The organism is Acinetobacter sp. SFA, from assembly GCF_001647535.1.
Lineage (GTDB): Bacteria > Pseudomonadota > Gammaproteobacteria > Pseudomonadales > Moraxellaceae > Acinetobacter > Acinetobacter pecorum.
Genome location: NZ_LSZI01000020.1, coordinates 100,665 through 120,644, shown reverse-complemented (window position 1 = coordinate 120,644; position 19,980 = coordinate 100,665). Strand labels below are relative to the sequence as shown.

The following is a 19,980-nucleotide window of genomic DNA, read 5'->3' as shown; positions in this document are numbered from 1 at the left end:
ATTTTAAGGGATCAATATTCTATGGATAGAATGATGCAGCCAATTAAAGATTATCTGTTTGCTGATCAGCATAATTATCAGGGCAATGTCGATGAGCGTTTCAGTGACCTTGCCCGTCAGTTTAGCCGTTTGCAGGATGCACGTACCGGACAGGGTGGTGCCGCACTGGTGGTATATTTTGAGGGACAAAAGGTCGTCGATATTTATACCGGTAAAAAATCTTTAACTGAAAACTGGCAACCCGATACCATGTCGCTATGTTATTCCACCGGCAAAGGCGTGCTGGCGACTTTGGCGCATATTCTGGTCAGTCAAGGTTATCTGGATTATGATAGACCGGTTGCAGAATACTGGCCTGAATTTGCACAAAAGGGTAAAGAAAATATTACTCTGGCGCATATGCTCAGTCATCAAAGTGGCCTGTTTGATATCCGTAATATGATTGATGATGCCACTGAAATGGCCGACTGGTCGCATATGCTGGACCGGATTGCGGCAGCGGAACCACGTTTTCGAGTTGCAACAGATGCAGCCTATCAACCGCTGACTTTTGGCTGGCAAGTAGGTGGTGTACTGGAAAAAGCGACGGGTAAAAAACTGGGTGAACTGATGCAGGAATATCTGGTACAGCCACTACAGTTAAATGGCGCTTATTTTAGCGTACCGACGCATGAGTTAGCTCGGGTGGCCTTACCTATTTTAAAGCCTAAAATAACCAAGTCTCAAACACAGACTGCGAAAAAAACTGTGTCAAGGCAACCAAGCCTGATGGAACGAGCCTTGGTATGGAGTGGTCAGAGTCCACAGGATTTTCAGGATGGCATGATTCCAAAGGGCATGAAGAACTTTAGTTTCTTTAGTCATGAGGGTCTACAGGCCATTATTCCGTCTGCTAATGGAGTATTTACCGCAGAGAGTCTGGCAAAAATCTATGCCATGCTGGCCAGTCGTGGTGAATGGCAAGGACAGCAACTGATTTCGCAGGAGGTATTCCAGCAACTTAGTCAGGTGCAATATAAAACAAGAGATCGGGTTATGCCTTTACCGATGCACTGGCGCTTGGGTTATCACCGTGTTCTCACTTTAGGAAAAGCCTCTAAAGGTTTTGGTCATATGGGTTTTAATGGCTCTGGTGCCTGGTGCGATCCTGAGCGCGGTTTAAGTTTTGCCTATACACATAACTTTCCTACAGGTTCATTGACCGGAGATTACCGTCTTTGGGGCCTGACGCAGGAAACCTTGCGCTGTGCGGATGCGGTACTGACCGGGCGCAAAGGCTGGCGTTAGATCACCCTGATCCAGGATTTAATCTATCCTTTAAAATGTGCTATTTTGTGGCGAATTCCAGTTCTGTGAAATGAAAGCATGAAGAAAGTGATATTGATTCCTTTGGTGGTAACCGGTGCTTTATTTGGTTGTCAGGATCAAAATCAATCAGTTACAAATACTGTCGCTGAAGCCAAGGTGCAGCTACCCACATGGGTGGGAAATTATCAGGGCACAACGCCATGTATGGGATGCTTTTCAAGTTGTGAAGACTGTCCCGGCATGGCAGTGGCCTTAACTTTAAATGAAGATCAGACCTTTACTTTACAGCGTGAAAGTTTAAGTGGTCATAATGAAATTGAAACGATGAGCGGGCAGATTCGGTTTCAGGATGAATCACAACAAAAGATTGAACTGCTGAATGTCGCTACCCGAAATCTGCTCTATGTCGATCTGAAAAAGCATGTTCTGGAAATTCGTGAAGATCAAACAGGCAAACGCTACCAGATGCAAAGTGACTTTATCCTGTTTGAATCCGTCTGATTTTAAAAAATCTTTGTTTTATATCCCTTTTTCAATGATTTTGATCAAGGGATTTTTATTCTTTATAAACCGGCATTCATTTCACTATTTCATAAAAAAACAGTATGCTTACACCTGTAAAAAGGAGCATACATGTATCAAGTACTTGCGCGAAAATACCGTCCTCGTAATTTCAATGAATTGGTGGGTCAAAACCACGTTTCTCGTGCTTTAACCAGCGCGCTCGAACGTGGCCGTTTGCATCATGCCTATTTGTTTACGGGAACGCGTGGTGTCGGAAAAACCACGATTGCACGTATTTTGGCGAAGTGCTTGAACTGTGAGACCGGTATTACCTCAACGCCTTGTGAAGTCTGTGCGACCTGTACCGCAGTCAATGAAGGTCGGTTTATTGATTTAATCGAAATCGATGCAGCATCACGCACCAAGGTAGAAGATACCCGCGAGCTGCTCGACAATGTTCCTTATGCACCGACTCAAGGCCGCTTCAAGGTCTACCTGATCGATGAAGTGCACATGCTGTCCACGCATTCTTTCAATGCGCTGTTAAAGACGCTGGAAGAACCGCCAGAACATGTCAAATTCTTGTTTGCAACCACCGATCCACAAAAACTACCGATTACCGTAATTTCTCGCTGTCTGCAATTTACCTTGCGCCCATTAGCAGTTGATGAAATTACCGAACATCTGGGCCATATTCTTAGCAAAGAAAGCATTCAGTCTGATCAGGATGCCATCTGGCAGATTGCTGAATCTGCGCAAGGTTCATTACGTGATGCCTTGTCGTTGACCGATCAGGCGATTGCCTATGGTCAGGGAGCGATTCAGCATCAGGATGTTAAAGACATGCTAGGGCTGATTGACCGTACCATTATTTATGATCTGATTCTGGCGATTCACCAGAATCAGAAAGCGCAAGTCAGTCAGTTATTGCTACAGTTCCGTCAGCAAGCTTTGGATGTGTCACTGGTGCTCGACCAGCTGATTTCAACCCTACATGAACTGGCTTTATTGCAGTATCTGCCAGATCTGAGCCTGAAATACAGTGCTGAGATCAATCGAAAGATCATGCAATTATCCGGTCTGATTTCTGCTCAGGACCTGCAACTGTATTATCAGATTGCCTGTAAGGGTCGTGCCGATTTACAGCTTGCAGTTACGCAGGAACAAGGCTTTGAAATGACGGTGCTACGCTTACTGGCTTTCCGTCCATTACAACCAAGTGAAATTCCGGTGATGCAGGATACTGCACCGCAACAGGCAACAACCCATACAACACGCCTACAGCAACCTGTTCAGACACAACTTCAATCTGAATCAGTAGAAACACAATCATTGGAGGCAGAACCGGTATTTGATGATTTCTCTCTAGACGATGATACGGATGAGGAGATTGATGCCGCATCAGCGTCTGAACCTTCTTCGGATGATTTTTTGGATGAAGACGAGCCCACCAGCATCAATGCACCTGAACCTGTCCAGCCTGTAGTAACTCAAAAAGTTATTGAAGAGATTCAGTCTGCGGATCAGATTGTTTTTGATCCAAATGACGACAAAGGCTTATTTGGTTTTGATGAAATCGAGAGTACGCCAGAAGCACCGGCTACTAGCAACAGTTCGGATGATTTCCTGCTTGAAGATTTTATTCCTGCAGATGCCGTCATTCCTAGTGAGCCAGTACAAGACATCATGTCTGCTGATGAGGAATTTAGTCTTGCTGCACCGGAAATAGAGCTTTCACAGGAAACAACCGATCAGCCTGCTCTTGAAAATACAGCTCCGGTTCAGCCAGTTGCACAGACAGTTTTGCCGGAAGACATTTCCCAAGACGTAAATACGCAGAATTTGATGCCACAGGATATTTTAAAAATACCTGAGCAAACCTTAGAAGGCGAGTGGAGCGTAGAAAAATGGGAATACTGGTTTCGTAACAGCCAGCTTTCTCCGGCCGTACAGGAACTGGCACAGTATGGCATCATGACTGGTCAGATTAATGGCGAATCCGTTTTCCATATTCCTGAACAGTACCAGCAGTTGTTAACCCAGTTGCAACATCATCTGGAAGCAGCTTTGCAACAGCAATGGCCGCAAACTAACTTCCAGGTGAAATTTGAGAATGTGGAACAGTTAACGCCGTATACCATGCAGCATCAGCGTAAGGCACGTGCCTTTAAACGTGCCGAAGAGTTGCTGCATGTGGAACCGACCGTACGTGATCTGCTACAGCAGTTTGACGGTGAACTGCAAAATATTCAGCTGAAATAGGCTGGATTTTAAGTCACAACAAATCGAGATAAAGCATCTCGCATTTCAACTGGAATCGGGGTGCTTTTTCGTGTTTCACGATCAACAAATACATGGACAAAATTGCCTTGTGCAGCAGCTGTATCTGAGTTGCGTTTAAAAATAGCCAGATCATAGCTGAGCGATGAATTTCCCATACTTTCAATGGCCACGCCCACTTCAATAATTTCCGGATAAGACAGTTCCTGATTAAACTGACAGTTGGAGCTGACGACCAGTCCAATCATGGGTGAATATTTTGGGTCAAAAGCAGCTTCCTGAATCAGCAGAGCATTGGCGGCGGTATCAAAATAACTGTAATAAGTGACATTGTTGACATGGCCATACAGATCATTGTCTGCCCACCGGGTTTGAATGGGCAGGAAAAAAGTATAGTGTTCACGCTGTTTGATCGTAGCTTGCATTATTATTAAATCCTCAGCTATTCAGGCAGGTAGAAATTGGTCTAGGCATAGATCGCCTGATAGATCTGATAAGCATCCTCCAGCTTGAGTTCACGTGGATTATTCTGCAACAGCCGGCTTTGTTGCATCGCATCTTCTGCCATGACCTGCAGCATATGTTCTGGAACATTCAACTGATTTAGTTTTAGAGTCAAACTGCTTTGCATCAGATGATTATTAAAATGATCAATAAACAGATCGGTCAGGCCATCATGACAACCTTTACTGCGGGGATCCAGCCAGGTCATTAATTCCGCATAGAGCTGTTTAGCCGCTGGCGCATTAAACTTTAATACTTCAGTTAGTACCAGCGCATTGCTATGCCCGTGTGACAAGTGAAAATGTCCACCAAGCGGATAAGCCAGCGCATGTACGGCAGCGACCGGTGCATTGGCAAAGGCTTGTCCAGCCAGCATGGAACCGACCAGCATATTTTGACGCGCCTCTAAATCATATCCGTCTTGCAGCACACGCGGCAGATTGGCATTCAGTAATCTTAAAGCCTGTTTGGCCAGCATATCCGAATAAGGGTTTTTCTTGTGTTTTGAGGTATAGGCTTCAATGGCATGCACCATGGCATCAATGCCGGTAGCGGCAGTGATCTGTGCCGGAAGATTTTGGGTAAAGGTTGCATCCAGAATGGCAACATCTGCATAGAGAATGGGCGCGACAATGCCAGTTTTGGTCGTTTCACCTGTGGTGACAATCGAAATCGGCGTCACTTCTGAACCTGTTCCTGCAGTGGTCGGTACCAGAATTAAAGCTAAACGCGGTCCGGTAGCATTATCAACGCCATACAGATCTGCCAGCGTCTGATGCTGCTCAGGATGTGCCAGAATCGCGATGAGTTTGGCCACATCCATTGAGCTGCCACCACCAAAGCCCAGCACCACATCAATATTTTCCTGTTTTGCAAAAGCCGCCGCTTCAAGCACCACTGTATCGGGCGGATCGGCCTGAACATCCGAATAAATCACGTAATCCAGTCCGGCAGATTCAATAATATCCAGAAGCGGAAGATGTAATTGCTGCTTCAGCATGCCAGGATCGGTCACCAGCAGTAGACGTTGATAACGGCCATTTTTTAGAATTTTAAATAATTCCTGAATCGTGCCTAGTCCGGCAATGACATTAGGGACGGTTTGAAATTGAAAACGATTCATGGCGATATCCTTAATATTTTTATTGCAAATACGAGATTATTCTATGGTTGTAAGATAGGAATCAGTATATAAATAACTTAACATAAGAATCCTTAAAATAAAGTAGCTCTGAGGTTGTTTATGTCATCCAGAACGCCATACAAGGTGTTATGTGTTTGTTTGGGGAATATTTGCCGTTCTCCCACGGCAGAAGTGGTACTCAGACATTATTGTGATGAACAGCAACTGAATATCGTGGTCGATTCTGTTGGAACCAGTAATTATCATCCCGGCAAGGCTCCGGACTTGCGTAGCCAAAAGCATGCGCTGAAACGTGGTTACGATCTTGCTGGCTTGCGGGCGCGTCAGCTGACTCCGCATGATTTTATTGATTATGATCTGATTCTGGCGATGGATCTGGAGAATTTATCCAATATCCAGAACATACAGCGTCTGGCAGAAATTCGGTTTGGTCATGTACGTGCAAGCGTGGCACTGATGAGTGAGCATGATCAGATCTATCCAAAACAGGCTTTACCCGATCCCTATTATGGCGAAGCGGATGGCTTTGAGCGGGTGCTTGATCAGTGTGAGTCCAGCAGCCAGGCCTGGATTGAAATTTTTAAACAGAATTTAAACAAGGTTTAAGCAATGCAGATTCAAACCCAGGTTCAACTTAAACCTTTTAATACCTTAAATTTAGAAGCAGTTGCTTCATATTACGCTCATATTCAGTCCACCACTGATCTGTTGGCTGCACTGGATTTTGCGGAACAGCAGCAACTCAATGTGCTGATCCTTTCAGGCGGCAGCAATATGTTGTTGCCGGAGCAGATTGATGCACTGGTTCTGCATATGGATATTCATGGCATAGAGATGCTGGATGCTGATGATCAGACGCAACGCTTACGTGTAGGCGGTGGTCAAGGCTGGCATGACTTCGTGCTCTGGACTACAGCACAAGATCTGTATGGTTTACAAAATCTGGCTTTAATTCCGGGTCGGGTCGGTGCTTCGCCAGTACAGAATATTGGCGCTTATGGCGTTGAAGTCGGCGAGTTTATTGATTCCGTCGAGGTCTACGACCGTCAGCTGAAACAGTTTGCTTCGATTCAGGCAGCCGATTGCCAATTTGCCTATCGGCATAGTATTTTTAAAGATGATCCAAATCGTTATGTGATTACCCATGTGACTTTTAGCTTGCTTAAACAGCCAGATTTAAAGCTGAATTATGGTGATCTTAAAACTGCAGTTGGTAACCAGCTCTCGCCAGAAAACCTGCAACAACAGGTCATCCAGATTCGCCAGAGTAAATTGCCTGATCCGCAAGAATTCCCTAACGTGGGCAGCTTCTTCAAAAATCCTGTGGTTGATCAGGTGGTCTTTGACCGAATTGCTGCATCTTTCCCGAATTTACCCCATTACCAGCAAGCCAATGCGCAAGTTAAACTTGCAGCAGGCTGGTTAATCGATCAGGCTGGCTGGAAAGGCAAACAGTTGGGCCCTGTCGGTATGTTTCATAAACAGGCATTGGTCTTGGTGAATTATGGTCAAGCCTCTCTCACCGATGTACGTAAAACGTATCGTGCGGTACAGCAAGCGGTTTGGGATAAATTCCAGCTGATGCTGGAACCTGAACCTGTATTGTTCGATAAAAATGGTCTGATCCGCTCTCATCAGGAAGAGGAATAACATGAAGAACACCCATTGGATGGTACGTTTTCTACAAATTGTCACTGGACTATTTGTATTATGCGGCTGTCTGCTGGTGTTTGTTTATACGCCTTTTTACTCAAAAATTATCGTAAAGGGTTTAAATCACTTTGCATCAGTAGAACTCAATGAAGTTGCGGCTCAAAGCCAGAAAATGGCTGCACTCAGCGAACATGAAAATCTGGAACCTGGGTCTGACTTGTGGATTGCCCGACAGGCATATTTAAAGGTCATGGAACAGGATATCCAGCAAAATAACTCGGCTAACCTGCTTCTGATTCAGGCGCGTTATAAAGCGCTACAGAAGGTGATTGAAGACTATCAGCGCGAGCAGCAAGATCAAAAATCAGAGCAAAGTCCATCTGCCCAGGTACCGTTATTGCGCTCACAGGAAGATGCAGAACCAGTCGATCCGGCAGCCAATGTCCGGGAATTACTGGAGTGGGATAGGAGTGAAAACAAGGAACGCATTGAGCAATATATGGAGTTTCTGACGACACATCCACTCGAGCAGAGGGAGGCTAGTTCAGTACAGGAAACTAATGGCGAAGAAATCCGGCAGGATTTGGCTTTACTACAAGATCAGCAGCAGGTTAAACCAGCGAATCGCTCTCAGCCTTATGCCATTGTGGTACTGGGTGGTGGGTTAACTCTGGATGAGCAACGCAAAGAAATTGTCGTCAATAATTATACGCGACTACGACTGGAAACCACGCTGGCAGTAGAGAAACATTACCAGTTACCAATTGTCTTGAGTGGGGTCGAAGCACCCTATATGCAGCGCTGGCTGAAAAATCACGGAGTCGATGCAAAATTACTGGAAGATCGCAGTATGAATACCTGTGAAAATACCCGTTTCAGTTCATTATTATTACAAAAGAAAGGTGGAGCACCTACAGTGATTCTGATTACTGATCGTTATCATATGCCGCGTACCCGCCGTTTATTTGCTTTAAATGGTATACAAACTATTCCGGTAGAAGCACCGATGCCAACGCCTTTGACCCGCTGGCGTCCAAGTGCACAAAATTATGATCATAGTCGCCGTGCCAATTATGAAATGTTGGCGACCATGCGCGATGTCTGGTTTGGATCCAGTGACTGTCGGGAGGTGCCATAATGTCTGATATCCCATTTTTAAATCCCGCCGTTCTGAAACAGCTGGATTTACCTATTCCTAGTCGGGACATTACCCCACAGCTTTTGCCACCTTTGAACCTGAATCGTAGTGATCAACCGCCAATTGATTTGCAGTCCTATCGAAAACTTTATGGTTTTGATTTGCTGGACTGCAAACACTGGCAGGGCTATGTGCAGATGCCATTATTCAGGCTGCATGTACAGGTGTTTGAGCCCAATCTGGAAAATACCCGCTTTGACAAGATTCAGGGAACCGCTTTTCTGTTGCATGGTTATCTGGAACATAGTGGTATTTATCAGCCGATTGTAAAAGAGCTGCTGGAGCAGGGTTTTAGTGTGTTGACCTATGATCTGCCTGGACATGGTCTGAGTGATGGTTCATCTGCCAGCATTCAGAATTTTGATCACTATCAGCAGGTTTTGCATGCAGTACAACGTTATGTACAGCACGCCTCCCAATTACCTAAACCTTGGGTGGGAATCGGGCAAAGTACCGGCGGTGCGATCTGGATGCATCATTTACTGGAATTTGCACAGCGTCGCGAAAATCCTTTTGTGGAACGGGTTCTGCTGTTATCACCATTGATTCGCCCTGCCAAAACTGCCTGGTGGCATAATTCGGTGGGGCTGGGCATTATTAGCCGCATCAAACGTGAAGTTCCCCGACATTTCAGACGCAATAATCATAATCCGGAGTTTCTGCGTTTTATCCGGCTTAAAGATCCATTACAACCGCGGATGATGGGCATGGACTGGATTCTGGCGATGTCGCGCTGGATGCTGGAAATGGAAGCGCGACCTGCTTGCCGTATTCCGGTCTGGCTGGCGCAGGGTGCACAGGATCAGACTGTGGACTGGCGCTACAATATTGAATTTATCCGGCGTAAATTCCGGCTTCAGACCTTATTGATGCTGGAAGAAGGTTCACATCAGTTAATCAACGAGCGTGCAGACATTCGTGCTGCATTGACAGGCTTGATTCCGGCCTTTCTACATGCCCATGGCAGTAAAACTTATTATTAATTTATTGTTAATAGAGTGAAGGTTGAACATTCAAGTAAAAAAAGGCGTTTTTTTAGAATGCCTTTTTATGTCTAACTTTGTTGATTTAAAAATGTTCTAATTTGGCCAAATTCCACATTCGGAAGTAAAAATTCTCATCATCTTTATTTTCACAAGACAATAATTCTCCCTCTTTCAACCAAAAATGAATCTGTGCAAAGTTTTTTATTTCGTGACTATTCACACGTTGCGCCAGATGATGCGCCTTAATGGCTGAAGGGTGTTTTAAACCTGCGGAAGCGATCAGTTCAGACAGGGCATGCAAGGTGTTTTTATGAAAATGAAAGACACGTTCTGCCTTGGTTGGTACATGTAGTGCTTTTTGGCGATCTTTGTCCTGGGTGGTGACTCCAACCGGACATTGATTGGTGTGACAGCTTTGTGCCTGAATACAGCCCACTGCAAACATAAAACCACGGGCGGAATTCACCCAATCCGCCCCAATGGCAAGCGTGCTTGCAATATCGAATGCACTAATAATTTTACCACTTGCACCAATTTTGATCTTATCTCTCAATCCTGCACCAACAAGGGTATTATGTATAAACAGTAAACCTTCTCGTAATGGTGCGCCGACATAGTCAATTAGCTCAATTGGTGCAGCACCGGTTCCACCTTCAGATCCATCGACCACGATAAAATCCGGGTAAATCTGGGTATGTAACATGGCTTTTACAATACTCATAAATTGCCAAGGCTGACCCAGACACAGCTTAAAACCGACTGGTTTTCCGTTGGAAAGTTCACGTAATTGTTGAATGAAATTCATCATTTCAATTGGGGTGCTAAATGCCGGATGGCTAGAAGGTGAAACGCAGTCATGATCACGGCTGATACCCCGGATTTGTGCGATTTCTTCCGATATTTTACTTTTAGGTAAAATGCCACCATGTCCAGGCTTTGCGCCTTGCGAAAGTTTGATTTCAATCATCTTGACTTGGGGTAATTTGGCCTGAGCAGCAAAACGTTCCGGGTCGAACTGTCCGTCTAAAGTACGGCAGCCAAAATATCCACTGCCAATTTCCCAGACCAGATCACCGCCATATTCCAGGTGATAGGGACTGATACTGCCTTCGCCTGTATCATGAAAAAAATCACCTTTTTGAGCGCCGAGATTAAGTGCACGTATCGCATTGGCACTCATGCTGCCAAAGCTCATGGCTGAAATATTTAAAATAGACGCTGAAAATGGCTGTGTACATTGCTCATTCCCAATCAGGATACGAAAAGTCTGCGGATCGGCAACTTTACAGGGGGTGATAGAGTGACTGACAAAGCGGTAATTATCTTCATAAACATTCAATATCGAGCCGAAAGGTTTATCTGAGTTTTCGTTTTTCGCCCGCTGGTACACCAGACTGCGTTGCATGCGGGAAAAAGGCAGTGCATCCCGGTCGGCTTCAATAAAATACTGACGAATCTCTGGCCGGAATTCTTCAAAGATAAAGCGGAAATGTCCCATAATTGGGTAATTTTTCAGAATAGAATGCTTATTTTGCAGTACATCATACAAACCCAATAGGCTGAGGAGAATACTCAGAATCCACAGGGTATTCACCAAAGTTTGCGGCATGAAATAATAGATATAACGCGGCGAATAACCGATATGGAATGTGGTAAAAATCACTGCTATCAGAATGCAGGCAAACCAGACCGAATGGCGGGAAAAAAACGTATTAAGCAGTTTATGACGTACTAATTGCGCAGGGTTAGCCATTGTAAAATTAAGTCCCTATTTCGACTTCTACAGGGCTTTATGATGTGCAGAGCCCGTTATCTTATACAAGCAGAGAATTGTTATTCAATTTTATAAACTTGCCGAAAACCCTACCAAGCGATGCAATGATTCCACAGCGATTGCTGATAAACATTACTGAAAAATTCCTATAGAAAAAATCTGCATAAGATAGATATTCTCTTTATTTCACAAGATGGAGAGATAATTTTATAGTTGGTTTATCCACTATTATATAGGAGCTTGATCCCATGACCAAAAAGTCCATTCGCTTTAATACTGCTGAACTGGCTTGCTCATGTCTCAGTTATTTTTAAATATCGAACTTTTATCCAACCTGAATTCCGGGGTACCAAAGAGAGGCAGGTGGGCACAGCGACAGATCACCACAATAATTACAAAAATATAAGCATAATTCTCCAGTCCCCAATTTGGGGGCTTTTTTATTTTTAATTCTTATAAAATCTCGATGAAACCCTAGCTAAGGATTCCCCTCATCCCGTTGATTGACTGCATCCGCCACAATACTCGGTTCAATATGTTTAATCTTTTTACCAAAGCTACGCAGCCACCAGACCAGTTGTGAGGTGAATGGCACGGTGGCTGTGATTAATGCCATACCCTTATCTATTTTTTCAATTTTCTGGTCTTTGCTAAGCTGGCTTTCTTCCAGATAATGTGCATCTGCTTCCGACATGGTTAATTTAAGCGTGACGTTCTCTGTAGGCTGATTGAAATCCACCCGGAAACCCAGTGCACCAGAATCAATATATTCATCAATGTCAAAATTCACCGGATGCAAGGCACGTGAATTCAGTACTACGGCAGATTTAAAGCGATGCAGGGCAAAAGTCTGGATATCGGACTTGTCATGACGGGTACATATTAAATAGATAATGGAACCTTTTTGCACCAAAGCCAGAGGATTGAGAATATAGGTTTTTTCTTCGCTGTTATGAACACGTCCCTGATACACACATTCCAGTTGTTTGTCCTGTAACAGACCTTCATACACGGCTTGTTGAGCCGCTTTATCGACGACAGGTGGAATCAGCGGCTGGGTAGCTGGAACAATACGCACGCGATTAATCCATTGCCGGACATTGTTCTGGGAGGAAAGACTGCGTCGCGCCAGATCAAACCAGGGATTCATTTCTTCGATCAGGCTCGGTGGCAGCAGGTGTTTTAAATGTTCTTCGACCATCATAAAGGTGACGGCTTGCGAGCTGGTCATATGCGGCAAACTTTGCAGTGGCGCATCTGAGCGCCAACGCCAGCCTTGTGGTGTGGTCTTACTACTTTCAATTGGAAAGCGTTGCGCAATCTGGTTCAGGTCACGCTGAATGGTACGCAGACTGATATCGATACCTTCGCGATTCAGGATTTCCTGTAATTCACGTGTTCCCATCCATTTGCCGGTAGAAAGACGCGACAAGATTTGCCATTGGCGATACAGGCTGTTCGAGGTTTCTTTTTCTTGTGCTGACATAGTGTATTTTACTGGCAATAAAAGACGGGATTTAAACTTAGATTAACACAATAAGAAAACTCACATTTTTTCGCAAGTCCTTAAACGCAACAATTGTCCTACAAACTAAAAACAACTTGGCAAGAAATAGCATTGAGTTTAAATGGTATTTCCTAGATTAATGATAGGCGGAATATAGATGCGCTGGCATAGATATTGCTTTGATTAAATTAGAATAGATGATAATACGAGGGTTTGTATGCTTAAAGGAAATCAGGATACAAATGTGATTGAAACGATTGATAAATTTACTTCTCCGAATCTTGGGAAGAATTTTATAGACACTAAAACCCCAACGGTATCTACAACAACCAATCCACAACTTTTATTGCAGCAACTGTCTTCAAAGTTTTTTAATGAAATGCAGGATGAGCATGTGCTGTCCAGTCAGGCCGGCCAAAGACTGGAAGAATGGTTATCTCAACATACTCTTGATGAACTTAATACACTTAATCAGGTTGCAAAAGAACATTTTTTACATCACGGTATTACTTTTACGGTTTATGGGGAGGAAGAAGGCGTAGAGCGAACGATTCCCTTTGATATCATTCCGAGAGTCATTGACCGGAAACAGTGGAATATGGTGGCTTTAGGTTCGGCCCAACGTGTACGGGCACTAAATCTATTCCTGCATGATATTTATCATCAACAAGATATTTTAAGAGCCAATATTATTCCTGAACTGCAGATTTTGACCCATGAGGCCTATCAGCCACACATGTATCAACATAGCTTGAAAGGCGGGATTTATAGCCAGATCAGCGGTATAGATCTGATCCGTGATTCCAAAGGCGAGTTTTATGTTCTGGAAGATAATCTCAGAACGCCATCGGGTGTAGCTTATATGCTGGAATGCCGCAAGATCAGTGAAAAGCTGATGCCGAAAGTATTCGAACAGTCCAAGATTGCTGCAATTGAGCAATATCCACAATTATTAAAAGAAATTTTGATAGAAAATGCCTATGTCGATAAGCCATTTGTTGTGGTACTGACGCCAGGACGTTTCAATAGTGCATACTACGAGCATGCAGTTCTTGCAATAGAGATGGATGTACCATTGGTAACATCACGTGATCTTTTTGTTGATGACTCGAAGGTTTATGTAAAAACTATACGTGGTCGCCAACGAGTCGATGTTATTTATAGACGTGTCGATGACGCTTTTCTCGATCCATTATGCTTTAAACCGGATAGCACCTTGGGTGTAGCTGGCTTGATGTCAGCTTATTTGCAAAATAATGTCGTGATTGCAAATGCTCCAGGAACTGGTGTGGCAGATGACAAATCAGTTTATCCATATGTCGACAAAATGATTCATTTTTATTTGGGCGAACAGCCAATTCTGAAGAATGTTCCGACTTATCAATGTCGTAATTCACAAGAACTGGACTATGTCATGGCTCATATGGATCAGCTGGTGGTGAAAGAAGCACAAGGTTCTGGTGGCTATGGCATGCTCATTGGCCCACAGGCATCTAAACAGCAAATTGAAGATTTTAGGGAGAAAATTTTAGCTGCGCCACATTTATATATTGCGCAGCCAACTTTGGACTTATCGGTTAGTCCTACTTTAACCAATTTTGGTATTGCTGAACGTCATATCGACTTACGCCCATTTGTACTGAGTTCACCTTATCGTACTGAAATCGTACAGGGTGGCTTGACACGTGTAGCGATGCAGCCTGGCTCACTGGTAGTAAATTCATCACAGGGCGGCGGTATTAAAGATACCTGGGTAGTCGACAATTTACATTCATAAGATTCCAAAGAAGGAAAAATGTCATGGTTTTGCTAAATAGCAATGCAAAACATATTTTTTGGTTAGGGCGCTATTTAGCCCGCACACATTTTTTATGTGCCCGCTTTCCATTTTTAGAAGATGAGGCGGCTTTAACTTATGCACACGCTTTTTGTTTACCTGCCTTCGATGCCAGCTCCTTAAATGAGCTGCTACTTGATCCTACTCAACTGGCATCTTTTAGCCAGCAGTTGGGAATTGCTAAAGATAATATTCAGGAGTTGCGCGGAGTATTGTCGGCATCAGGCTATGCGGAAATGATGAAACTGATCAAAACTGCAGACAAAAATGCCGGTTATATTTGTGAAGTAGTGAATGAATGTGAAGATATTCTGGAAGCGGAGTCTTCCGATATCTTTCTGTTTTTTAGTTTAGGCCAATGTCTAGAACAGCTTGATCATCATTTGCGTCTGGGTGAGGAAACTGGTACTACACTGGGTAAAATTGATTATATCGTCAAAATTTTGGTGGAAATGGGCTGGGGCGATCTGGAACAGTACTGGGAACAGTTGCGTGCAGAGCCAAACCGGATTGAATTCTATCAGTTTAGCGACCATATTCATCAACTGTTTGAGGCAGATGTATGAAATTGATGGTGAATCACCAAACCCATTATATGTATACGGCCGAGGTGAGGAACAGTATTCAGTACATCAAAATGATGCCTTCGAATAATGCGCATCAGCGGGTACATTCGTGGGATATCAGCGTGCCGGGTTATAAACAGATACGAAAAGATGCATTCCAAAATTTGTGGATGACCTGTAACCAGCGCGAGCCGTACTATTCCTTAACCATTATGGCACAGGGGATTGTCGAGCTGAATCCTGCACATCAGAGTGGGCTGAATGATTCAATTAATCCCAATCTTTTTTTACAGCCGACCGAATCGACCCAGTGTAATGCAGCAATGAAGGATTTTGCACAACGTCATGTCCCTGTATTAAGCCGTCAGCATCTGATTGGACTGGCACAGGCATTGCTGGAGCATGTACCTTATATTTCCAACAGCACTTCTGTACAAGGCACAGCAATAAATGCTTTTGAGTCCAGACAGGGGGTTTGTCAGGATCATAGCCATATTTTTATTGCCATGTGTAAATATCTGGGTTTACCTGCCCGGTATGTGTCTGGTTATTTATATGCACAAAATGCCTCGCATCTGGCCAGTCACGCTTGGGCAGAGGTGTTTGTAGACCAGACATGGTATTGTTTTGATGTCAGTAATCTGCTGTTCACTCCGAGTTCGCATGTTTATGTGGCGATTGGACGAGATTATTGGGATGTGGCACCGGTACGCGGTGTAAGAGAGATGGGCGGTGTGGAATCCATGCTTTCCAGCGTTCAGGTGCTAGGATGTTAATAAGGACGAACTAATGACGTATTGTTGTGCATTGCGTTTAGAGCAAGGTATGCTATTTATCAGTGATACCCGGACCAATGCCGGAGTAGATCACATCTCTATATTTCGAAAGCTATACACCTTCGGAGTTCCTGGGGAACGTATGATCGTGATACAGGCATCCGGCAATCTGGCAACCACCCAAGCCGTGATCGGACATATCAAAAATCAGCTTGAACTGAAGCAGGAACCTAATATATTGAGCCTGCATACCATGTTTGATGTCGCGGAACTGGTGGGAAGCATGCTGAAAAAAGTAATTGCCAACGTCACGAGCGATATTTCGGAACAGAGTAATTATTATTGTAATCTGCTGGTGGGTGGACAACTCAAAGACCAAGATATGCAGCTTTATCATGTTTATCCGCAGGGAAATTTTATCTGTGCGACACGCGATACACCATATTTCCAGATTGGCGAAAGCAAATATGGCAAGCCCATCCTGGATCGCGCGCTGACTTATGATATGCCGCTGGATGAAGCCTTGCGCTGTTCCCTGATTTCATTTGCATCTACCTTGCGCTCTAATGTTTCAGTTGGTATGCCGCTCGATGTACTGGTCTATAAAAAAGACAGTCTGATGATGCCGAGAGGTAAGCGTATTGCTGAAGATGATGAGTATTTCACGGCAATCAGCCGGCAATGGTCGGAAACCTTGAAAAAAGGACTGGCAGAACTTCCGGTTCCATCTAATGAGTATTTCTTGTAAAAATCTATCCTAGGTCCGGTTTTTCACGTACAGTGTTAACTTCTATGCATCAGGCATAATAAAAAAGAGAAGTTAGTACATGTACCAATTTTGTTACGCCAGTAAAAGTACTTCTCCCAAAACTGATTTGCTTGAAGATTTAGCGAATATTTTGAAAGAGGCTCGTGATTTTAATTACCAGCATCAAGTTACAGGTGTACTGTATTTTGCTGATGGTTGTTTTTTTCAATGTCTGGAAGGTGAGTGTCTTACTTTAAAAAGTCTGCTGGTCGAGAGGCTGAATAAAGATCCGCGCCATCAGGACATTAAACTATTTGAAACCAAGGAAATTGAATATCCGAGTTTCCCGGACTGGTCGATGAAATATATTTCTAAACGCAGTCAAATCCAGCAATTCTGTCAGGACATGGGATTTAATGACTTTAACCCTTTTGCATTTCAGCAAAGTCATGTTGATGCTCTATTGCTGCAATTATGTGTAGAGCAAGGTGAAGAACAAAAGTCAGCCTAAATAAAGCCCAACACTGGTTGGGCTTTTTTGGATCTTTAGATTAAATCAGATTACTTTACGTCGTGCCCGATTGCTTAATCGACATAATAGTTCATAACCAATCGTACCATTGGCTGTCGCTACATCATCCACCAGACGGGTTTCCCCCCAAAGTTCGACTTCTGTACCTAATTGCACTTCTAATCCTGTGACATCAATAGCGATCATATCCATCGCTACGCGGCCAATCACGCGAGTTTGCTGACGATTGATTGCGACATAGTTCTGTTTGGGGAAAGCACGAGGATAGCCATCACCATAGCCAATTGAAACAATGGCCAAAGTCATGTCCTGATCTGCGGTGAACGTCGAACCATAACCGACATGCTCACCCGCTTGAATATCATTCAAGGCAATAATTTCAGCTGTAAAGGTCATAACCGGTTTTAAATCCAGGTCATGTACATCACGGTCTGCAAAGGGCGTCGCACCATAGAGCATAATCCCGGGACGGACATAGTCAAAATGCAATTCTGGATATTTATAGATTGCAGCCGAGTTACAGCATGAACCCATGAGTGGTGCACAGTCATTTTTCACTTCAAGGAACTGCTGGATTTGCTGTTCATTCAATGGATGATCGGCATCTGCATTGGCAAAGTGCATGGCAAGTACACAAGTAAAGCCTTCAGCTTTCAACTGATTGATCACGGTTTTAATCACATCAATTTTAAAGCCTAGACGGTTCATGCCGCTGTTCAGTTTGACCCAGACTTTTAGGCCTTTGGCGATATAGGTCTCTTTATGAGCCAGTAACCAGTCGAGTTGGGCCTGATGATGTACCACAACTTCAATATTCTGATCGATTACAAGCTGCATTTCATCGGCTGAAAAAATACCTTCGATGAGCGTGATCGGCTGTAAATAGCCCAATTCACGAATTTCCAAGGCTTCTTGCAGGCAGGCGACACCAAAGGCATCGGTTTCGCTTAAGGCTGCTAAGCAGTCTTTAACTCCGTGTCCATAAGCATTGGCTTTCACCATGCTGACGATTTTCGCGGTTGGGGCAAGTTGTTTGACACGGTTTAAATTATATTGCAGCGCAGCGCTGTCAATATAAACTGTAGCTTGACGCACCCTAAATTACTCCTAGAGGGACGATGGAAATGTGATGACGAGAGCCTGATTACTCTTCATCATCATACTGAGCATAGAATTCAGGCGAGAGATTACTAAAGCGGGTATATTGACCTTCGAATGCCAGACGCACGGTACCAATCGGGCCGTTACGCTGTTTGCCGATAATGATTTCAGCGGTGCCAGCTTCCTTTGATTCTTTGTTATAAACCTCATCACGGTAAATAAACATGATCAAGTCGGCATCCTGCTCGATCGCACCGGATTCACGCAAGTCGGACATCACCGGGCGTTTGTTTGGACGGTTCTCCAGCGATCGGTTGAGCTGCGACAAGGCAATTACGGGACACTGCATTTCCTTTGCCAAGGCTTTTAAGCTTCGGGAAATTTCCGAGATTTCGCCAACACGGTTATCACCCATGCCAGGGACTTTCATCAGCTGCAGGTAATCGACCATGATACAGCCTAGTTTTCCGCCATGCATTTTGGCAATACGACGCGCACGGGCACGTAATTCTGTCGGTGGAAGCGCAGAAGAATCATCGATATACAGATTTTTTTCTTGTAAATGCACAATGGTACTGGTGACTTTTGACCATTCATCACTGTCCATTTTACCAGAACGTAAATGTCCCTGATGCACGCGACCAAATGAAGAAATCAAACGCATGGCGATCGAGTCGGCTGGCATCTCCATTGAATAGACCAGAGCAGGCAGGTTGTTATTGAATAAAACACTTTCGACCAGATTCATGGCAAAGGTGGTTTTACCCATGGAAGGACGCGCCGCGACAATAATTAAATCACCAGATTGCATGCCGGAAGTTTTGTTATCCAGTTCCACAAAACCAGTAGTTAAACCGGTAATGCTGCCTTCCATTTGTGACAGTTCATTTAATTTATCAAATACGTCCGCAACCACCGAGTTGATCGGCTTAGGGCCTTGCGCTTTGGCATTGTTATTATGCTGTTCGGCAATCGAGAAAATATTCGTCTCAGCCAGATCCAGAATTTCACTTACTGTGCGGCCTTTGGTGTCATAGGCATTTTGTAAAATTTCAGAGCTGACTTTAATCATGCTGCGCAGGGTAGCAAACTCTTTAATTTTCCCAGCATAAGTTTCCAGGTTATAGAAACTCGAGGGTGAATCTGCCATCAGTTGCATCAAATACTCTTCGCCACCAATGGCATCGAGCAAGTTCTGTTTGATTAGCCAGTCATGTACCAGAACCGCATCATAAGGTGAGTTTTCTTTAGAGAGCTGTTCAATGGCGCGGAAAATATATTTATGTCGGGTAGCATAAAAATCATTTTCGGTCAGTACATCACCGACCTGTTCAAAAGATTCAGCCACAGTCATAAGGGCAGCAAGTACAGCCTGTTCAATTGCTAAATTGTGGGGCGGGGTACGGAACTCCTTGAGATTGCTATTTTCAGTAACAATTTCCGGTTTAGTAATAGGTACCTTTTTGCTGGCATTCGCCTGTGACATATAAATCCCTGATTTTAAATACAATGGTAAAATATCGTCGGAGATGAATAGCGTTTATTCACTACGAGATGAAATG

At 44.0% G+C, this 19,980-nt stretch carries 18 protein-coding genes; 12 read left to right on the top strand and 6 right to left on the bottom strand.

Annotated features, from left to right (window positions below; all coding sequences use genetic code 11):
• Positions 1-33: 33 nt before the first annotated feature.
• The 3 genes from AY607_RS12695 (at position 34) to dnaX (ending at position 4,074) form a co-directional block, all read left to right on the top strand.
• Positions 34-1,287, top strand: coding sequence for a serine hydrolase domain-containing protein (locus AY607_RS12695; protein ID WP_064102699.1), 1,254 nt, complete (start codon positions 34-36; stop codon positions 1,285-1,287).
• 78 nt (positions 1,288-1,365) lie between these two features.
• Positions 1,366-1,809, top strand: coding sequence for a copper resistance protein NlpE N-terminal domain-containing protein (locus AY607_RS12690; RefSeq protein WP_064096534.1), 444 nt, complete (start codon positions 1,366-1,368; stop codon positions 1,807-1,809).
• A 132-nt stretch (positions 1,810-1,941) separates the two neighbouring features.
• Positions 1,942-4,074, top strand: a complete 2,133-nt coding sequence (dnaX, locus tag AY607_RS12685) for a DNA polymerase III subunit gamma/tau (RefSeq protein ID WP_064102698.1) — start codon at positions 1,942-1,944, stop codon at positions 4,072-4,074.
• 8 nt (positions 4,075-4,082) lie between these two features.
• On the opposite strand, the gene AY607_RS12680 is transcribed toward dnaX, so the two are convergent.
• Together AY607_RS12680 and AY607_RS12675 are read right to left on the bottom strand one after the other, a co-directional pair.
• Positions 4,083-4,517 (bottom strand): acyl-CoA thioesterase, encoded by a 435-nt coding sequence (locus AY607_RS12680; RefSeq protein ID WP_064102697.1) that lies wholly within the window; start codon positions 4,515-4,517, stop codon positions 4,083-4,085.
• A gap of 41 nt (positions 4,518-4,558) precedes the next feature.
• Positions 4,559-5,719, bottom strand: a complete 1,161-nt coding sequence (locus tag AY607_RS12675) for an iron-containing alcohol dehydrogenase (protein ID WP_064096531.1) — start codon at positions 5,717-5,719, stop codon at positions 4,559-4,561.
• Positions 5,720-5,839: 120 nt separating this feature from the next.
• Here AY607_RS12675 and AY607_RS12670 point away from each other — a divergent pair, with 120 nt between their 5' ends.
• Genes AY607_RS12670 through AY607_RS12655 form a run of 4 tightly spaced genes read left to right on the top strand, consistent with a single transcriptional unit; the run spans position 5,840 to position 9,574 of the window.
• On the top strand, positions 5,840-6,346 hold the full coding sequence (locus AY607_RS12670; RefSeq protein WP_064096530.1) for a low molecular weight protein-tyrosine-phosphatase: 507 nt from the start codon (positions 5,840-5,842) through the stop codon (positions 6,344-6,346).
• 3 nt (positions 6,347-6,349) lie between these two features.
• Entirely contained in the window at positions 6,350-7,390 is a 1,041-nt protein-coding gene (murB, locus tag AY607_RS12665) for a UDP-N-acetylmuramate dehydrogenase (protein WP_064096529.1), read from the top strand.
• Between the two features lies 1 nt (position 7,391).
• A complete protein-coding gene (locus AY607_RS12660) occupies positions 7,392-8,531 on the top strand; it encodes a YdcF family protein (RefSeq protein ID WP_064102696.1) in 1,140 nt (379 codons plus the stop codon).
• Positions 8,531-9,574, top strand: a complete 1,044-nt coding sequence (locus AY607_RS12655) for an alpha/beta hydrolase (protein WP_064096527.1) — start codon at positions 8,531-8,533, stop codon at positions 9,572-9,574. Before AY607_RS12660 ends, AY607_RS12655 begins: the two co-directional genes overlap by 1 nt.
• Before the next feature lie 85 nt (positions 9,575-9,659).
• On the opposite strand, the gene AY607_RS12650 is transcribed toward AY607_RS12655, so the two are convergent.
• Positions 9,660-11,330: an FMN-binding glutamate synthase family protein gene (locus AY607_RS12650; RefSeq protein ID WP_064102695.1), complete on the bottom strand. Its 1,671-nt coding sequence runs from the start codon at positions 11,328-11,330 to the stop codon at positions 9,660-9,662.
• A gap of 499 nt (positions 11,331-11,829) precedes the next feature.
• Positions 11,830-12,837 (bottom strand): helix-turn-helix transcriptional regulator, encoded by a 1,008-nt coding sequence (locus AY607_RS12645; protein WP_064096525.1) that lies wholly within the window; start codon positions 12,835-12,837, stop codon positions 11,830-11,832.
• A 238-nt stretch (positions 12,838-13,075) separates the two neighbouring features.
• Here AY607_RS12645 and AY607_RS12640 point away from each other — a divergent pair, with 238 nt between their 5' ends.
• From AY607_RS12640 to AY607_RS12620, 5 genes are all read left to right on the top strand, one after another.
• Positions 13,076-14,635, top strand: coding sequence for a circularly permuted type 2 ATP-grasp protein (locus AY607_RS12640; RefSeq protein ID WP_064102694.1), 1,560 nt, complete (start codon positions 13,076-13,078; stop codon positions 14,633-14,635).
• A 23-nt stretch (positions 14,636-14,658) separates the two neighbouring features.
• Positions 14,659-15,261, top strand: coding sequence for an alpha-E domain-containing protein (locus tag AY607_RS12635; protein ID WP_064096523.1), 603 nt, complete (start codon positions 14,659-14,661; stop codon positions 15,259-15,261).
• Positions 15,258-16,037, top strand: a complete 780-nt coding sequence (locus AY607_RS12630) for a transglutaminase family protein (RefSeq protein WP_064096522.1) — start codon at positions 15,258-15,260, stop codon at positions 16,035-16,037. Before AY607_RS12635 ends, AY607_RS12630 begins: the two co-directional genes overlap by 4 nt.
• A gap of 13 nt (positions 16,038-16,050) precedes the next feature.
• Positions 16,051-16,785, top strand: coding sequence for a proteasome-type protease (locus tag AY607_RS12625; RefSeq protein WP_064096521.1), 735 nt, complete (start codon positions 16,051-16,053; stop codon positions 16,783-16,785).
• A 79-nt stretch (positions 16,786-16,864) separates the two neighbouring features.
• The gene (locus AY607_RS12620) at positions 16,865-17,296 is read left to right on the top strand and encodes a BLUF domain-containing protein (RefSeq protein ID WP_064096520.1); all 432 of its coding nucleotides are present in this window, start codon (positions 16,865-16,867) and stop codon (positions 17,294-17,296) included.
• A 45-nt stretch (positions 17,297-17,341) separates the two neighbouring features.
• Here the strand turns inward: AY607_RS12620 and alr are convergent, their stop codons facing one another.
• Both alr and dnaB read right to left on the bottom strand, forming a co-directional pair.
• The gene (gene alr / locus AY607_RS12615) at positions 17,342-18,412 is read right to left on the bottom strand and encodes an alanine racemase (protein ID WP_064102693.1); all 1,071 of its coding nucleotides are present in this window, start codon (positions 18,410-18,412) and stop codon (positions 17,342-17,344) included.
• A 49-nt stretch (positions 18,413-18,461) separates the two neighbouring features.
• Positions 18,462-19,904: a replicative DNA helicase gene (gene dnaB / locus AY607_RS12610; RefSeq protein ID WP_064096518.1), complete on the bottom strand. Its 1,443-nt coding sequence runs from the start codon at positions 19,902-19,904 to the stop codon at positions 18,462-18,464.
• Between the last annotated feature and the right edge of the window lie 76 nt (positions 19,905-19,980).

Excerpts from the sequence above, each read along its gene's own strand:
- AY607_RS12695 (WP_064102699.1), top strand. The coding sequence starts at position 34 with ATGCAGCCAATTAAAGATTATCTGTTTGCTGATCAGCATAATTATCAG.
- AY607_RS12690 (WP_064096534.1), top strand. The coding sequence starts at position 1,366 with ATGAAGAAAGTGATATTGATTCCTTTGGTGGTAACCGGTGCTTTATTT.
- dnaX (WP_064102698.1), top strand. The coding sequence starts at position 1,942 with ATGTATCAAGTACTTGCGCGAAAATACCGTCCTCGTAATTTCAATGAA.
- AY607_RS12680 (WP_064102697.1), bottom strand. The coding sequence starts at position 4,517 with ATGCAAGCTACGATCAAACAGCGTGAACACTATACTTTTTTCCTGCCC.
- AY607_RS12675 (WP_064096531.1), bottom strand. The coding sequence starts at position 5,719 with ATGAATCGTTTTCAATTTCAAACCGTCCCTAATGTCATTGCCGGACTA.
- AY607_RS12670 (WP_064096530.1), top strand. The coding sequence starts at position 5,840 with ATGTCATCCAGAACGCCATACAAGGTGTTATGTGTTTGTTTGGGGAAT.
- murB (WP_064096529.1), top strand. The coding sequence starts at position 6,350 with ATGCAGATTCAAACCCAGGTTCAACTTAAACCTTTTAATACCTTAAAT.
- AY607_RS12660 (WP_064102696.1), top strand. The coding sequence starts at position 7,392 with ATGAAGAACACCCATTGGATGGTACGTTTTCTACAAATTGTCACTGGA.
- AY607_RS12655 (WP_064096527.1), top strand. The coding sequence starts at position 8,531 with ATGTCTGATATCCCATTTTTAAATCCCGCCGTTCTGAAACAGCTGGAT.
- AY607_RS12650 (WP_064102695.1), bottom strand. The coding sequence starts at position 11,330 with ATGGCTAACCCTGCGCAATTAGTACGTCATAAACTGCTTAATACGTTT.
- AY607_RS12645 (WP_064096525.1), bottom strand. The coding sequence starts at position 12,837 with ATGTCAGCACAAGAAAAAGAAACCTCGAACAGCCTGTATCGCCAATGG.
- AY607_RS12640 (WP_064102694.1), top strand. The coding sequence starts at position 13,076 with ATGCTTAAAGGAAATCAGGATACAAATGTGATTGAAACGATTGATAAA.
- AY607_RS12635 (WP_064096523.1), top strand. The coding sequence starts at position 14,659 with ATGGTTTTGCTAAATAGCAATGCAAAACATATTTTTTGGTTAGGGCGC.
- AY607_RS12630 (WP_064096522.1), top strand. The coding sequence starts at position 15,258 with ATGAAATTGATGGTGAATCACCAAACCCATTATATGTATACGGCCGAG.
- AY607_RS12625 (WP_064096521.1), top strand. The coding sequence starts at position 16,051 with ATGACGTATTGTTGTGCATTGCGTTTAGAGCAAGGTATGCTATTTATC.
- AY607_RS12620 (WP_064096520.1), top strand. The coding sequence starts at position 16,865 with ATGTACCAATTTTGTTACGCCAGTAAAAGTACTTCTCCCAAAACTGAT.
- dnaB (WP_064096518.1), bottom strand. The coding sequence starts at position 19,904 with ATGTCACAGGCGAATGCCAGCAAAAAGGTACCTATTACTAAACCGGAA.